This is a genomic window from Blautia sp. XA-2221, from assembly GCF_028767025.1.
Lineage (GTDB): Bacteria > Bacillota > Clostridia > Lachnospirales > Lachnospiraceae > Blautia_A.
The window spans coordinates 74,638-90,769 of sequence record NZ_JAJQXX010000007.1 but is presented as its reverse complement, the minus strand read 5'-3'; the positions used below and the strand labels follow the sequence as shown (position 1 = coordinate 90,769).

The following is a 16,132-nucleotide window of genomic DNA, read 5'->3' as shown; positions in this document are numbered from 1 at the left end:
TAAGAGATCCTGGCTTTTTATTCCTCTGATACCAGAGTATTCTTTCCTCTTCGGATAAAGGTTCCCAGTTTTTCTTCTTTCAGTTTTCCGTCCTGTACTGCATGATGGCCTCTCAGGAACACATCGTCAATGGAGCAGTGGATGCCAAAACCTTCAAAGGGATTATTGTCTGTATTGTACGCATGAGTTCTGGCTGAAATTACACTTTCTTTTTTCGGATCCAAAACAACAATATCCGCATCACTGCCCTCCCGGATCACACCTTTTCTCGGATATATGCCATAAAGCTTTGCAGGATTTTCACATAAAAATCTGCACATCTGAGCTTCTGTGATCTTTCCGGTGCGGACACCGTAGGTATAAAGTAATGTTCCTCTTGTCTGAACTCCCGGAAGTCCGCCGGGGATCTTTGTAAAATCATCCTTTCCCATAGCCTTCTGTTCCAGGGTAAAACTGCACTGATCTGTGGCAACTGTCTGGATATCCTCTCTTTTCAATGCGTCCCAGAGACAGTCCTGATCCTCCTTTTTACGGATGGGAGGCGCACACACATAAACAGCTCCGCCAAAATCCTGTTTAGAATAAACGCTGTCATCCAGAAGAAGATACTGAGGACAGGTTTCCGCATAAACAGTCTGTCCTTCTTTTCTGGCTTTCATAATCTCTTCATAGGCTTTGCGGTTGGTAAGATGAACCACCATAACAGGCGCATCTGCCTCTTTTGCGATCACAAGAAGTCTGTGGACAGCCTCTGCCTCCATGGTGTCCGGGCGCACCAGAGGATGATTTTCCGGACCTGTTCTTCCCTGTTTTTTAGCTTCAGCGATCAGAGCGTCGATCACTCCTGCATTTTCACAGTGAACTCCGGCAAAACAGCCGCACTCTCCCAGTTTTTTCAGGATCTTATAAAGATCACAGTCGTCTACGATCATGGCCGGATAAGTCATATAAAGCTTAAAGCTTGTAATTCCCTCATCGATCATATCCTGAACTTCTTTTTCTGTGCGCTCATTCCATTCTACAATAGACATATGGAAAGAATAATCGCAGGAACATTTCCCGTCTGCCTTTCCATGCCATTTTTCCAGGCCTTCTTTCAGTGTATGACCGCCCTTGTCCTGAGAGGCATAGTCAATGACCATAGTGGTTCCCCCGAGAATCGCAGCCTTTGTTCCTGTTTCAAAATCATCTGCTGTTACGGTTCCCGCAACCTCAAGATCAAAATGTGTATGCCCGTCAATAAAGCCCGGGAAAAGCAGTTTTCCGGACACATCAATCATCTCTGCATCCTCTGCGGTCAGATTTTCCCCAACCCTGACAATCTTTTCACCGTCTATAAGAACATCCTGATCAAGCATACCGGATCCTGATACTATCGTACCGTTTTTTAGTAAGTATTTCATAACTTGTCACCCCCGATTTCGATTTCTTTTATACAATATACCATTATTTTTTCCCTGCTTCAATCGTTTCTACCCAGGTTGCTCAAAACTTTTTCAGGCTTACACATTTTTCTTTGCAAAAAAACTTTTTATTTATATCCTGTTATGTTAATATAAAAGAAAACGCAACAACGGAGGAGATAAACTATGGGACGGCTTACTGTACTGAAACAGATTGCTCACGATATCGCCTGTCAGTTTGGCCCTGACTGCGAAGTAGTGATTCACGATCTGAAAACAAATGATCCGGGAAATTCTATCGTACACATTGAAAACGGACATGTGACAAACAGAGGGATCGGAGATGGTCCTTCCAATGCGGTTTTTGATGTGATCCGACACAATAATAACAAGACACAGGAGGAACCCAAAGACCACGCCGGATATCTGATGAAAACTTCCGACGGCAAAATTCTGAAATGCAGCACTTCTTATATACGTGATGATGACGGCAGTCTCCATTATGTTTTTGGGATCAACTATGATATTTCCAGACTGACTATGATCGAAAGCGCTGTTCATGATCTGGTCACACCTGTCAACACCGAAGAAAAACCAAAAGAGATCACCCATAATGTCAATGACCTTCTGGATCATCTGATTGAAGAATCCGTTGCCCTGGTAGGCAAACCGGTAGCCCTGATGAACAAGGAAGATAAGGTAACTGCCATTCAGTTTCTGAATGACTCCGGGGCATTTCTGATCACCAAATCAGGGGACAAAGTTGCAAATTATTTTGGAATTTCCAAATACACCCTGTATAGCTATATTGATGTCAACAAATAATTTTTCAACCGGCACAGGCCTTCACCGACCAGTTCTTTCATCAGCAGGTCATGCAAACAAAAAATCTCATACCATTCAGCCTTGCAGATTTTCTGCACTTTACAGGTTGAATGTATGAGATTTTTTAGAGTATTTTTATTTTCCGATCATTCTTCTGATCACATCAATGGTTTCTTTTATTCCATAGTTCGCACTGTTGATACACAGATCATAGTTTTCCGGCTTTCCCCATTTCTCACCGGTATAAAACTGATAATATTTCCTGTGCTGTCTGTCCATTTTTTTCAGGAATCGAATCGCCTGCTTCAGTTCCATGTTTCTGACCGCCATAATATGCTCCACACGAACAGAAAACGGTGCGCTGATAAACAGGCTGATATGAGGAATATGATTGTTTTTCAGGATCATATCGGCACAGCGTCCCATAATAATGCAGTCTTCTGTTTTTGCCAGATTGCAGATGAGATCGCTCATATTAAAGAATACAGCATCCTGTTTTGGAAGACCATGGTAACGGTTAAATTCCCGGAATCTGGTTTTCAGGCTTCCGCCGCTTTTTTTTGTATATTTATTAAAGTCTGCAAAATTTTCCGCATCATTAACTGCGTCCTTATCTGCTTCCAGACGCTTCATAACCTGATCAAAAATCTCTACATCATAATAATTGATCTTAAGGTTATCCGCCAGTTCAAAGCCAATATCATTTCCAGCGCTTCCCTGGGTACGGCTGATGCAGACCACAAGATGATCGTCCTCTGACAGCTTTTCTCTTGTAGCTGCCAGATTCAGACGCACTCTCTCATCATCCAGAATATCAACTTTACCGAACACATTCGGAAGCTTCTCAATCTCCATAAGAATCTCGTTATATTCTGTCATCATCCTGGATTTTTCTTCTTTATTTTCAATGGTGCGGGCCATGTTACTGATAAGAGCCAGTTCACTTCTCAGAATATGTCCGTCCGGCTTTGTGTACATCAGCATACTCAGGTTCCGGACTGTCCTCTCCCTACCTCCTGTAAAGGTACGGCCAAGAGAAGATCCTACACATTCATAAACCGCTCCGTCCAGATCGTAAATACGGTTGGCAAGCTCTGTATATTTTTTCTGATTTTCTTCCATGTTTGTCCGCCCTCCTTACAAAAAGAATACAAAAGTATCTATGATAAATACAGGAACAAGGAACACCAGGGACCAGAGCATATATCCAAAGAAGGAAGGCATGTTGACACCATTCTCATCAGAAATGGACTTAACCATAAAGTTCGGCGCATTTCCGATGTATGTATTAGCTCCCATAAATACTGCTCCGCAGGAAATTGCAGAAAGCAGCTTTGCCGGAACTGTTCCCAGGGATGTGGCAATTCCACCGGTAATCCCCAGTGTTCCTGCTGTTGTCAGAAATACCAGGTAAGTAGGTGTATTGTCCAGGAAGCTGGAAAGTGCTCCTGTCGCCCAGAAAAGCTGAGACGGCTCAGTAAGGCCAAGCTCAGGACCTACAGATTTCAGAAGCATCAGAGCCGGCTGCATGGTAATAAAAATACCTATGAAAAGAACAGCAACCTCCCTGATCGCACCCCAGGTAAAATGGTTTCTTCTTCTGATCTCCTGCTTTGTTGTGCGGAAGGACAGCCATGCTGCCAGAAGGATTACCGCGATCTCGATCAGAGCCGGGAAGCTTAAAGTAACCTCTCCGAAAATATGGATTCCTCTTACGTTTCCTGCTGCATCCTGAAAAGCCGGCATTCCCGGAAGCACTCCACTTAAAATAACCGCGCCAACGATCATGAAAAGGAATACAATATTGTGCAGACCGTCAATTCTGAACTCTGTACCGGGTTTGCTGATATCCGGCTTACGTCCCTCTGCGATATCTCTGCGATATGCCCATTTGTCCAGATGATAAAATACAAACAAAAGAATAACCATATTAAAAAGAAGCATAGGAAGAAGGTGAAGGCTCCAGAAAAACGGAACTCCTCTCATAAATCCCATAAGAAGCGGCGGGTCACCGATAGGTGTCAGACAGCCTCCCATGTTGGATACCATAAAAATAAAGAACACCATAATATGGCTTTTACGTTTTCTCCATGAATTCATTTTGATCACAGGACGCACCATAAGCATACTGGCTCCTGTGGTTCCAATACAGCTTGAAAGAAGTGTTCCCAGAGCCAGAAGACCCACATTGATCCTCGGAGAACCTGCAAAATCGCCCTCCATGGTAATATTTCCCGATACACAGAAAAGGCCGAACAGCAGAATGATAAAGGTCAAGTAATCATTTACCGTACATTCCAGAACTGTTTCCACAGTTTTTCCTGCTCCGTATACTGCAATAAACGGAATCACCATAGCTGCGATCCAGAATCCGACTACCAGCGGCTGATGTGCTTCCCACCATTCACCTTTTACAAGCGGCATCACTGCTATGCACAGAAGAAGTCCGGCAAAAGGAATACAGAGCCACACCGGAACCTGGGCTGCCGCCTCACTGCCGCCTGCTGCCCAGACATTAGTCGGGAATACCAGGACTGCAGCCAGAACAACGCTCATAAAAGTCAGAATTTTCTTCAATTACGTCACCCCCAGATAAGTTTTTTAACAGGAAAATTATAACATATGAAAGTCAAAAATCAATTGTGTATATATGCAATTTATATGATATATCACCCTGATTTTTGTGCATTTTTCATGGGGTTTCGACAATTTCTTTACGGATTCACTCATGCTTTTCTGGTCTAATATACAAAGAAAAAATCTCCCATACTCTTTCTTTGTATAAATTCCTGTTAATTATTTCTGCCGGATCCATAACAAAAATCTGGGACTGCTCTTTTTGCGTTCCTGAGCAGTCCCATAATTTCTCTCTTCTGTCAATCTGTTCTCTGTTGTGATCTTATCTTTTTTTCAGGAAAGTTTATGAATAAAAAGTCCGCTTCTCAGCTTTGGCTCAAACCATGTGGATTTTGGCGGCATCAGCCTGCCTTCATCTGCGATCTGCATCAGTTCCTCCATGGACGTAGGATACAGGGCAAACGCCACGCCTCCTGTCTCATCTGCCATTTCCTGAAGCTCCCGTAATTTATGATTTCCCCCTACAAAACGGATTCTCTCATCTGTCCTGGGATCCTGAATCCCCAGAACAGGAGCAAGTACCTTATCCTGCAAAAGAGAAACATCCAGCTGTCCTACAGCATCTTGATCCTGCCAGACATCCTCCCAGGCTTTCAGGTGATACCATTCTCCTCCCACATACATGCCCATGCAATGCTTTTCTACCGGTTTACATGGAAATCCGGGCATAACCATCAGCTCAAAATTAAATTTCAGACTTCCTACAAATGCTTTTTCCGCCACACCGTTCAGATCCTTCACCACCCGGTTATAGGAAAGAATTGTAAGCTGATCCGCAGGAAATACCACGGAAAGAAAATAATTAAACTCTTCCTCACCTGTATAATCAGGATATTCCTCTCTTCTTTTCAGTGCCACTTTGACTGCTGATGCGGCACGGTGATGACCATCTGCGATATAAATAGAAGGAATCTCTCCAAATTCTTTTTTGATAAGCTCCGACTCTGGCTCCCCATCTATCACCCACACTCTGTGACCAATCTCATCTTCTGTGACAAAATCATAAACAGGCTCATGTTCTTTTTTCCAGTTATCCATCAGCGCAAGAAGCGGTTCTGTATATGTGCACGCCATAAAAACAGGTCCTGTATTGGCGTTGCAGGTATCCACATGACGGATACGGTCCTGCTCCTTAGTTTCTCTGGTAAGCTCATGTTTTTTTACCACTCCGTTCAGATAGTCATCTACCCAGCAGCAGCCTGCAATGCCTGTCTGAACTTTTCCTCTTCTTGTCAGCTCATAAATATAGTAACAGGGTTTTTCATCCTGGATCAGGGTCCCTGTTTCTTCCATGTCCTGAAGATTTTCTTTTGCCTTTTCATAAACACTGTTGTCATATGGATCAATCCCTTCCGGAAGATCGATCTCAGCCCGGTCCACATGAAGAAACGAAAAAGGATTTTTCCCGCCTGTTACACGGGCTTCCTCCTCTCTTACCACATCGTATGGAAGCGATGCCACACACTCTGCTTTTTCCGGTGTGGGACGCAATGCCCGAAATGCCTGAAAAACTGCCATAATAACTGTCCTCCTCCTTAATTTCACTGTCAAAATATATGTTGATTTTAACACAGGAACCCTGTCTTTTCAATGTTGCTAAATATTTTTTGAAAAACCTAAAAATTTTTGTATTTTCTATTGCAAAATTCATTATTTATGATATGATAGATTTAACAAAAGTAATAAATAATAAGTGTGAAACAGATTTTTTAAGGAGGGATTTTACATGACTGAAGGATTAAAATGGACGCTTAATGAAGTTCCGAAATCCGACGATACTTTCCTTGAATTAATGTCCGAGGAAAATGTAAAAAAAGCAAATGAATTTCACAAAAGCTTTCCCCAGTATACCGTGACGCCCCTTCAGAAGCTTTCTTCTCTGGCATCTTATCTGGGTGTAAAAAATATTTTCTGCAAAGATGAATCCTATCGTTTTGGTCTGAACGCATTCAAGGTGCTGGGCGGCTCCTACGCCATGGGATGCTACATAGCAAAAGAGCTTGGACGGGATATCAGCGATCTGCCCTACAATGTACTCTCTTCCGATAAACTGAGAGAAGAATTCGGTCAGGCAACCTTCTTTACTGCCACAGACGGAAATCACGGACGTGGAGTTGCATGGGCTGCCAACCGCCTTGGACAGAAGGCTGTAGTAAGAATGCCAAAGGGAACAACCAAAACAAGATTTGACAACATTGCCAAAGAAGGCGCAACTGTTACCATTGAGGAATGCAACTATGATGACTGTGTAAGAATGGCTGCTGCCGAGGCTGCAAAAACAGAACATGGCATCATTGTCCAGGATACTGCCTGGGACGGTTATGAAGAAATTCCTTCCTGGATCATGCAGGGTTATGGAACCATGGTCATGGAGGCCGATCAGCAGTTAAAGGAACAGGGCGTAGAACGTCCCACTCATGTATTTGTGCAGGCAGGCGTTGGTTCTCTTGCCGGAGCAGTGGTTGGCTATTTCGCTCACAAATATAAAGAGAATCCTCCGATAATGGTTGTATGCGAAGCAGGCGCAGCAGACTGTCTGTATCGCTCAGCCGAAAAGAAAACCGGCGAACTTGTAAACGTAACCGGAGATCTTCAGACTATCATGGCCGGTCTTGCCTGTGGTGAAGGAAACACCATTGGATGGGACATTTTAAGAAATCATGTAACAGTATTTGCATCCTGTCCGGACTGGATGAGCGCAAAAGCTACCAGAATCTATGCAAACCCGCTTGAGGGAGATCCGCATATTGTCTCCGGAGAATCAGGCTCCGTGCCTCTCGGTCTCTGCTACACCGCCCTTCATGATAAAGATGCAGAAGATTTGAAAAAGGCCCTGAAGCTTGATGAAAACTCCAACGTCCTTGTAATCTCCACAGAGGGAGATACCGATCCGGTGCGCTACCGTGAGATCGTGTGGGACGGACTTTATGGAACAGAGGAATCTCTCAGCAAATAACTGACGGATATCAGCCTGCTCTTTACAGTGATCATCCAAGCACTGATACGAAACAATTTTAAAATTTTATCAACTGATTTATTATGGGAGGTATTTACAATGAATTACGCAAAAATTAACGAAGCAGCTCAGAACTATCTGGAGGACATGACCAGGTTTTTAAGAGCAATCGTAAAAAACCCCGGAGAAAGCTGCGATGAAAAAGCTCATATCGAAACCATCGCTGCCGAAATGAAAAAACTGGATTTTGACGAGGTTGTCATCGATCCTCAGGGAAATGTGATCGGCTACATGGGAACCGGCGACAAGATTATTGCCTACGATGCACATATTGACACTGTTGGTATCGGTAATATCGAAAACTGGGACTTCAATCCATATGAAGGTTATGAGACTGACGAGGAAATCGGCGGACGCGGCGTGTCTGACCAGTGCGGCGGTATCGTATCTGCTGTTTACGGTGCAAGGATCATGAAAGATCTTGATCTGATCCCGGAAGGCTGCAAGATCATGGTAGTGGGAACTGTTCAGGAAGAAGACTGCGACGGTCTCTGCTGGCAGTACATTATCAACGAAGACAAGGTTCGTCCGGAATTTGTTGTTTCCACAGAGCCTACTGACGGCGGTATCTACAGAGGACAGAGAGGACGTATGGAAATCCGTGTTGATGTAAAAGGTGTTTCCTGCCACGGTTCTGCTCCTGAGCGTGGCGACAACGCTATTTATAAAATGGCAGATATCCTTCAGGATGTACGTGCTCTTAATGAAAATGATGACGCTGATGAAACAGAAATCAAGGGTCTGGTAAAAATGCTGAACCCGAAATACAATCCTGACTGGGAAGAAGCAAGATTCCTTGGGCGCGGTACCATTACCTGCTCTCAGATCTTCTACACCTCTCCCAGCCGCTGTGCAGTTGCAGATTCCTGTGCAGTATCTCTTGACAGACGTATGACATTCGGAGAAACCTGGGAAAGCTGTCTTGACGAGATCCGTAACCTTCCAAGTGTTAAGAAATACGGAGATGATGTTGTAGTTTCTATGTACAACTACGACCGCCCGTCCTACACAGGATGCGTATATGAGATCGAGTGCTACTTCCCTACATGGGCAATCCCGAAAGATCACAAAGTAACAAAAGCTCTTGAAGATGCATACAAAAATCTGTACGGTGAAACAAGACTCGGAAACGCAGAGACAGAGGCTATGAGAAAAGCCCGTCCTCTTACAGACAAATGGACCTTCTCCACAAACGGCGTTTCTATTATGGGACGTAACGGAATCCCGTGCATCGGATTCGGACCTGGCGCAGAGGCACAGGCTCATGCACCAAATGAAAAAACATGGAAGATCGACCTGGTAAGATGTGCAGCTGTTTACGCAGCACTTCCGGCTTCCTACTGTAAGTAAAAATAAAAAAGATAAAAATAATATCTATATGTAAAAAGGAGATCATTTATGAAAACTTTACAGGACTATATTGACAAATTAAATGCGCTGAATTTCAAAGAGATGTACAACAACGACTTCTTCTGGACATGGGATAAGACAGATGAAGAGCTTGAGGCTGTATTTACTGTTGCAGACGCTCTCCGTTTCATGAGAGAAAACAACATTTCCACAAAGGTATTCGAAAGCGGTCTTGGAATCTCTATCTTCCGTGACAACTCCACAAGAACCCGTTTTTCTTTTGCTTCTGCATGTAACCTTCTTGGTCTTCAGGTTCAGGATCTGGATGAGAAAAAATCTCAGATCGCTCACGGCGAAACAGTCCGTGAGACAGCAAACATGGTTTCCTTTATGGCTGATGTGATCGGTATCCGTGACGATATGTACATCGGAAAAGGCCATGCTTATCAGAAAGAATTTATGGACGCTGTAACAGAAGGAAACAAAGACGGTATCCTTGAACAGAGACCTGCTCTTGTAAACCTTCAGTGCGATGTGGATCACCCAACTCAGTGTATGGCAGATATGCTTCATATCATTCATGAGTTTGGCGGTGTTGAGAACCTGAAAGGTAAAAAGCTTGCCATGACATGGGCTTACTCTCCTTCCTATGGAAAACCACTTTCTGTTCCTCAGGGTGTGATCGGTCTTATGACACGTTTTGGCATGGATGTTGTTCTTGCTCATCCGGAAGGCTATGATGTAATGCCTGAGGTTGAAGAAATCGCAAGAAAGAATGCCGAAGCTACCGGCGGTACCTTTACTAAGACAAACAGCATGGAAGAAGCGTTCAAAGATGCTGATATCGTTTATCCTAAGAGCTGGGCTCCTTTCGCAGCTATGGAAAAGCGTACAAACCTTTATGCAGAGGGTGATTTTGACGGCATAGACAAACTGGAAAAAGAACTTCTTGCTCAGAATGCAGATCACAAAGACTGGGTCTGCACAGAAGAACTGATGAAAACAACAAAAGACGGAAAAGCACTTTATCTCCACTGCCTGCCGGCTGATATCACAGGTGTAAGCTGCGAGACAGGCGAGGTTGATGCAAGCGTATTTGACCGCTACAGAATTCCGCTTTACAAAGAAGCAAGCTTCAAACCATATATCATTGCTGCTATGATCCTGCTTTCCAAATTTGAAAAACCGCAGGATATCCTGAAAAAACTGGAAGTAAAAGCAGCTCCGAGAATCCTTAAATAAATCATTCCAAAAAACGACAGGGCCTGTGGAGCATTGTTCTGCACGGCCCTGCTGTTTTTTCCCAGTCAGGAGGTTTTTACATGTATAAACGGAAACGTATTGTCATTGCTCTGGGGGGCAATGCACTTGGAAACACTCTGCCCGAGCAGATGCTGGCTGTAAAAACAACGGCAAAGGCTCTCTGTGACCTGATCGAAGACGGACACCAGGTGGTGGTTGTCCATGGAAACGGTCCCCAGGTAGGCATGATCAACAATGCCATGGCCGCTCTCTCCCGTGAAGATTCCAACCAGCCCAACACTCCTCTCTCGGTATGTGTTGCAATGAGCCAGGCCTACATTGGATATGATCTCCAGAACGCACTGCGAGAAGAGCTTCGCAAAAGAGGTTTTGTGCGCACTCCGGTTGTTACGGTAGTAACCCAGGTTCGGGTAGATCCGGATGATCCTGCTTTCCAGAATCCCAGTAAGCCCATTGGACATTTTATGTCCAAAGAAGAAGCAGAACACGCTGAAAAAACTTATGGTTATATCACGAAAGAGGATGCCGGACGCGGTTACCGTCGTGTAGTGGCTTCTCCAAAGCCTGTCGAAATCGTGGAGCAGGACGCTATCAACAGTCTGGTAGATGCCAACAAAATCGTTATTTGCTGCGGCGGCGGCGGAATCCCGGTCACACTTCAGGGCGATCATCTGAAAGGCGCTTCCGCTGTTATTGATAAAGATTTTGCAAGCAGTCTTCTGGCGAAGGAACTGGGCGCAGATATGCTGATCATTCTTACTGCTGTGGAGAAGGTTGCCATTAATTTTGGCAAAGAAAACGAAGAATGGTTAAGTGATCTCACTGTGGAAGAAGCGCAGAAATATGTGAATGAAGGTCATTTTGCTGCCGGCTCCATGCTTCCAAAAGTTCAGGCAGCTATGGACTTTGCTTCCTCCGGCTCCGGCCGCACAGCCATGATCACTCTTCTTGAAAAAGCAAGAGACGGAATCCAGGGAAAAACAGGAACCCTGATCCATTTATAAGTTTTTATTTTACTGGGAAAAACAGTACAAAATATCCTGATTTTCCCCCAAAAAAATAATAAAACAGGAGTCCGGGGAAAGTTCGATTCCAATAAAGAACTTTCCCCGGACTCCTGTTTATTTTTCTTCTTGTGCAAACTCTTTTTTAAACAGATTCTTTACAGCTTCTCAATGTCGGAATCTGCTCTTATCCCCTGCGTTTATTTTGCGGAAGCATGCTTGGCCGCTTCCTCTTCCACCAGGCGCACAGCCTCCTCGGAAGGATTGGAGATTACTGCCGATGCAATGATCTCACAGGGCGGATTTCCTTTTACACTGTCTACCGCTGCCGTAACCGCCGCTACATCTCCACTTAAAAACACAGTTGTATGACCGCCGCATTTTGTATTCCAGGTACGAAAAGATACCTCTGATGTTTTCAGCATCTGGTCGATCACCAGAATCGCATTGCTGCTTCCCAGAACCTCTACCAGTCCGAATGCTCCGTATCTCATAATAATTTCCTCACTTTATCAATTATTTATTTACTGTCATTGCCAGGGCTGTTTCTGTGTCAGGTGCAGGAGACGCGATCACTGTATGACTTACCACCTGTCCCAGAGGCTTTGCCGCCTCAAGAGCCACTTCCATAGCCGCGTTCACATCGGAAACAGAGCCTCTCATTTTCACGCAGGCGCCACTTTTCAATCGATTACGCTCCACACTCTGGATTGTTACATTTGCTGCTTTGGCTGCAGCGTCAAGAGCCACAAAGCAGGCAACCAGATTATCCAGTTCAAATACTCCCACTGCCATACCATTGTAATTTTTTGCCATAATACCTCCCATGATGAAACATCAAGAACTTTCTCTTTTATTGTATTTATTTTAAGTATAACTGTTTTTGCCTTAAAATACAAGGAAAATCAACAGAAAATATGCTGTAATAATGTGGATTTCATTTGTTTTACCTGGTTTCCAAAAATATTGTCCATATTCCTGATTTTATGAAATATCTGGAGGAATATCCATATCTGTAAGCTCTTTTTTATCCTCAACTTCCAAAAGGATTACATCCTCCGGATGCCTTTTCATTACCTTTTTTCCTCCGGTGTCGCCTTTCAACGCAAGAAGCTCAGAGTAATATTTTCCGGAAAAAACGCAGGGATTCCCCGGCTGTCCGTTTTTTGCTGCCGCAGCCATACCCCGCTCGGAATACACAAAAGTCTGAATCAGAGCTTCTATAGTATCAGGCCTGATCCATGGCTGATCTGCCACCAGAAAAAGGCAGGCATCGTTTTGTATACAGGAAGGCAAATTGTAAGTCTGAGGATTCTCTTTGATCGCTTCCAGTAGTCCAAGTTTCATAGATGAAGAAATTCCCTCTTCCGAATGGAAATTCCATACCACTCTGACTCCAAGAGCTTCTGCATTTTTTTTGATTTCCGGGTACTGGGTTACAAGAATTACAGAAGAAATTCTGTGTTTCAGCTTTTTCTGTACCTGAAGTACCTTCTGAAGTGTATTCAGATACATAGGGACACCGTCTATGGGGAAAAACAGCTTATTGCTGCCAAATCTCCTGCTGTTTCCCGCCGCCAGAACAACAATGGATATATTTCGTCTGAGGCTTCCATATGCTGCCTGAATACTGTCTTTTTTCAGTCGTTGCACTATTTTATCCGGCAGACTCCTGTCACAGAGAACATCCGCTTTATTCAGAAACACACGAAATGCTCTGTGGCCCACCGACTTACGAAGTCCCTGAACCGATTCTGCAATCCGTATGATATCTTCTTCTGTAACTTTTTCCTCCGGATATTTTCCCAGAAATTTCGCTACTGATTCCGGACGGAAAGCCGTATCTTTGACTGGTTTTCCCAGACTGTCCAGACCGATTACACCGATCACAAGATCTGTCATCTCCGGAATCACCGGTTCCCAGGCTGCCGGAATCTTCAGAGGCAGACGTTTAGCTCCGTCTGCCTCAATAAGGATTATATCACACTCTTTTTTTAACTCCCCAAGACGTCTTTTCGGAAGTCCCTGGATCTTGCCTGTAAACAGTTCTCTGTTTTTTTCTTTCTGTTTTTCCATACAGGCAGCTACCGTATACCCGGATTTCTTGAGATTTTCTCTGACTTTTTTAATCTCCCCATCTTTGGCAAAAGACCGCTCCGGCTCAAAAGCCATATGAGTGGTCGTAGTGACAATGACTGTTTTACCAAGCGACACCAGTTCCTCTGTAAGCCGGAAGATCAGGCTTGTTTTTCCCCCGCCTCCCACAACGGAAATTACCTTTTTGCTGTTTACATCAATATCCAGAATCTCCGTAAATCTCATGATTCCATCCCTCAATCAACTTTATAAACAGTTTGCTATCCCTGCCTTTTTCTGCTTCAGCCAGAGCTGCATACATACCATAGACAGGCTTCTTTTTCTCCGCATTCTCTGCTCACGGAAGCACTCCTTCTGATAACAGAATTTCCACAACAGTTCCCGCTATGCATCTCGCTTTATCAGAAATAGTGCTGCAGTTTTTTTTCTGTTCTTTCCGGGGATCAATATCCGCGATCTTCATTCCTTCTGATACCTGATATCCCTCCCGGATCAGTCCTCTTAACACTCCTGTAATGGTAGCACGAACAGGGATCTCTTCTTTTTTCTCTGTGCTGACAACTGCGATCACCTGATCCTTTTCTACCAGATCACTGATCTTAGACCGGCTATAAATAATCCCCGCTGCCGGAGAGTGGATCACACGCTCTTTCCCATAGCCTCCGATTATTCCCGGAATCCCTGTATTTGGAAATGCCCAGCCCTCTTCCACAATCCTTCCAAGATCATGACCTCTCTGTGTTTCCACTACATAATCCACATCTGTACCTGCCTGAAATCCAGGTCCCAGAGCTATGGTAAGAGGCGCCATCGCCCTGTTTGTGCCAAGATTTTTTTTTGCAAGAATAGCATCGATCACTGCCGCAGGCCGAAGTTTTTTTATTGCTTCTCCTGTTTCATCCACCAGAAGAGGAATCTCTCCCATTTCCCAGATCCCGGCACACTCACTGACATCCTGGATCCTGTGGCTTAAAACACCTTCCACAAATGCTTCTCCATCATAAACAGCCTCGCAGAAAGACACCTCCCGACGGATTGCACTGGGTCTGGCGCTTTCTAGGATCAGCACCCGGTATCCGCAGCGGTAAAGCCTGTGGATTACTCCACTGGCAAGATCACCGCCGCCGCGGACAACCAGTATGTTATTCTGTGTCATAAATCAAACTCCTTCAGTTTCCTGTTGTTCAATCATTACTTTTTCTACTGCATTTACAATGTTCTGATATCCGGTACAACGACACAGATTACCTGACATATGTTTTTTAATGGCTTCTCTTGTAAGCACCTCGCCCCGTTCCAGAAGCACTGTTGCCGACATAACAAAACCCGGTGTGCAAAAGCCGCACTGGATCGCGCCTTCCTCAATAAAGGCCTCCTGAATACGGGTAAGATCTCCGTTTTTTTCCAGTCCTTCCAGTGTACGGATATTTTTTCCCTCTGCCCACACTGCAAGATAGATACAGGAATCAATAGTTTCCCCGTCAATGATCACTGTGCAGGCTCCGCACTCGCCTACCTCACAGCCTTTTTTTACAGAAGTAAGACCCAGACGGTTTCTGAGCATATCAAGCAAAGATTCTCTGGGGTCTACATATTCAGCTACTTCCTTTCCGTTTACCACACATCTGACCAGAACCTTATCCTTGATCATTTTCTGTCACCTCCTGCAAGTTCTATGGTACGCTTCAGCGCTCTTTTTGCAATTTCTCCGCCAATCTGCAGACGGAACTCCCTGGATGCCCTCCAGGAATCTCTTGGATTGATCTCCTGGCGGATGCTCTGCTCTGTCATTTCATACAACTGTTCACAGATCTCTTTTCCCTTCAACGCCGCTTCTGTTTTTTCACAGCGGAAAGGAACAGGGGCCGCTACGCCAAAAGTAATACGCACGTCTTCCAGGATATTTTTTTCTGTATTTACTTTACTTACCACGGAACAACTTAAAGTTGCAATGTCCATGGCTTTTCTCATGGAATATTTAATATAATTGCCGTGATATCCCTGATATTCCTTTGCAGGAATGATCACATGAGTAAGGATATCTCCTCGTTTCAGATCCACACGCCCCGGTCCCAGATAAAAGTCCCGGACGGGAACTGTCCTTCCGCCGTTTCCATCTTCAATACGAAGGAGCGCATTCAGGGAAAATACCGTAGGCGCGCTGTCTGCACTGACTGCTCCATTGCAGATATTCCCACCAATGGTTCCGATATTTCTGATCTGAGGTCCGCCAACCTGATCTACGGCTTCTCCCAGAACCGGAATGTTTTCCTGAATAACAGGATCATTGGTAATATGGGAAAAAGTAGTTCCTGCTCCTATATAAATATCTCCGTTTTCTTTTTTTGTGATACCATTCAGTTCTTTAATATCACGGATACTCACAAGAGAAGTTCCTGCCATTTTTCCTTCCCGGATCTTGATCAGCACATCACTTCCGCCGGAGATCACTCTGGTATCCGGATGTTCTTTTAAAAGTCTGACGGCTTCCTCTATTGTTTTTGCATTATAATAATTTTCAATGTCATACATGATTC

Annotated in this window: 15 protein-coding genes; 5 read left to right on the top strand and 10 right to left on the bottom strand. The window is 44.4% G+C overall.

The genetic code is table 11. The annotated features are described in order from the left end of the window. Window positions 1–17 precede the first annotated feature (17 nt). Complete coding sequence (hydA, locus tag LU279_RS07785) at window positions 18–1,403, bottom strand: dihydropyrimidinase (RefSeq protein WP_274422011.1); 1,386 nt, start codon at window positions 1,401–1,403, stop codon at window positions 18–20. 186 nt (window positions 1,404–1,589) lie between these two features. Between hydA and LU279_RS07780 the strand changes: the two genes are divergently transcribed. Beyond that, window positions 1,590–2,228 carry a helix-turn-helix transcriptional regulator gene (locus LU279_RS07780; RefSeq protein WP_274422010.1) on the top strand — a complete coding sequence of 213 codons (639 nt, stop codon included), beginning with the start codon at window positions 1,590–1,592 and terminating at the stop codon, window positions 2,226–2,228. Between the two features lie 135 nt (window positions 2,229–2,363). Here the strand turns inward: LU279_RS07780 and LU279_RS07775 are convergent, their stop codons facing one another. From LU279_RS07775 to LU279_RS07765, 3 genes are all read right to left on the bottom strand, one after another. After that, window positions 2,364–3,350: a cytidylate kinase-like family protein gene (locus LU279_RS07775; protein WP_274422009.1), complete on the bottom strand. Its 987-nt coding sequence runs from the start codon at window positions 3,348–3,350 to the stop codon at window positions 2,364–2,366. 15 nt (window positions 3,351–3,365) lie between these two features. Further along, window positions 3,366–4,784: a sodium:proton antiporter gene (locus LU279_RS07770; RefSeq protein WP_442870148.1), complete on the bottom strand. Its 1,419-nt coding sequence runs from the start codon at window positions 4,782–4,784 to the stop codon at window positions 3,366–3,368. 354 nt (window positions 4,785–5,138) lie between these two features. Further along, on the bottom strand, window positions 5,139–6,383 hold the full coding sequence (locus LU279_RS07765) for a DUF1015 domain-containing protein (RefSeq protein ID WP_274422007.1): 1,245 nt from the start codon (window positions 6,381–6,383) through the stop codon (window positions 5,139–5,141). A 208-nt stretch (window positions 6,384–6,591) separates the two neighbouring features. Between LU279_RS07765 and dpaL the strand changes: the two genes are divergently transcribed. The 4 genes from dpaL (at window position 6,592) to arcC (ending at window position 11,498) form a co-directional block, all read left to right on the top strand. Next, window positions 6,592–7,821 carry a diaminopropionate ammonia-lyase gene (gene dpaL, locus LU279_RS07760; protein WP_274422006.1) on the top strand — a complete coding sequence of 410 codons (1,230 nt, stop codon included), beginning with the start codon at window positions 6,592–6,594 and terminating at the stop codon, window positions 7,819–7,821. A 99-nt stretch (window positions 7,822–7,920) separates the two neighbouring features. Beyond that, window positions 7,921–9,231, top strand: a complete 1,311-nt coding sequence (locus tag LU279_RS07755) for a YgeY family selenium metabolism-linked hydrolase (RefSeq protein ID WP_274422005.1) — start codon at window positions 7,921–7,923, stop codon at window positions 9,229–9,231. A gap of 48 nt (window positions 9,232–9,279) precedes the next feature. Continuing rightward, on the top strand, window positions 9,280–10,473 hold the full coding sequence (gene ygeW / locus LU279_RS07750; protein ID WP_274422004.1) for a knotted carbamoyltransferase YgeW: 1,194 nt from the start codon (window positions 9,280–9,282) through the stop codon (window positions 10,471–10,473). A gap of 80 nt (window positions 10,474–10,553) precedes the next feature. Then, window positions 10,554–11,498, top strand: coding sequence for a carbamate kinase (arcC, locus tag LU279_RS07745; RefSeq protein WP_274422003.1), 945 nt, complete (start codon window positions 10,554–10,556; stop codon window positions 11,496–11,498). A gap of 200 nt (window positions 11,499–11,698) precedes the next feature. On the opposite strand, the gene LU279_RS07740 is transcribed toward arcC, so the two are convergent. The 6 genes from LU279_RS07740 to xdhB form a co-directional block, all read right to left on the bottom strand. Further along, window positions 11,699–11,992, bottom strand: a complete 294-nt coding sequence (locus tag LU279_RS07740) for a BMC domain-containing protein (RefSeq protein WP_274422002.1) — start codon at window positions 11,990–11,992, stop codon at window positions 11,699–11,701. A 22-nt stretch (window positions 11,993–12,014) separates the two neighbouring features. Next, the gene (locus LU279_RS07735) at window positions 12,015–12,314 is read right to left on the bottom strand and encodes a BMC domain-containing protein (RefSeq protein WP_274422001.1); all 300 of its coding nucleotides are present in this window, start codon (window positions 12,312–12,314) and stop codon (window positions 12,015–12,017) included. A gap of 168 nt (window positions 12,315–12,482) precedes the next feature. Beyond that, window positions 12,483–13,820, bottom strand: a complete 1,338-nt coding sequence (gene yqeC, locus LU279_RS07730; RefSeq protein WP_274422000.1) for a selenium cofactor biosynthesis protein YqeC — start codon at window positions 13,818–13,820, stop codon at window positions 12,483–12,485. A 112-nt stretch (window positions 13,821–13,932) separates the two neighbouring features. Continuing rightward, window positions 13,933–14,751, bottom strand: a complete 819-nt coding sequence (yqeB, locus tag LU279_RS07725) for a selenium-dependent molybdenum cofactor biosynthesis protein YqeB (RefSeq protein ID WP_274421999.1) — start codon at window positions 14,749–14,751, stop codon at window positions 13,933–13,935. A 3-nt stretch (window positions 14,752–14,754) separates the two neighbouring features. After that, window positions 14,755–15,246: a xanthine dehydrogenase subunit XdhC gene (gene xdhC / locus LU279_RS07720; RefSeq protein WP_274421998.1), complete on the bottom strand. Its 492-nt coding sequence runs from the start codon at window positions 15,244–15,246 to the stop codon at window positions 14,755–14,757. Beyond that, window positions 15,243–16,127, bottom strand: coding sequence for a xanthine dehydrogenase subunit XdhB (xdhB, locus tag LU279_RS07715; RefSeq protein ID WP_274421997.1), 885 nt, complete (start codon window positions 16,125–16,127; stop codon window positions 15,243–15,245). The genes xdhC and xdhB overlap by 4 nt, the downstream gene beginning before the upstream one ends. Window positions 16,128–16,132: the final 5 nt, after the last annotated feature.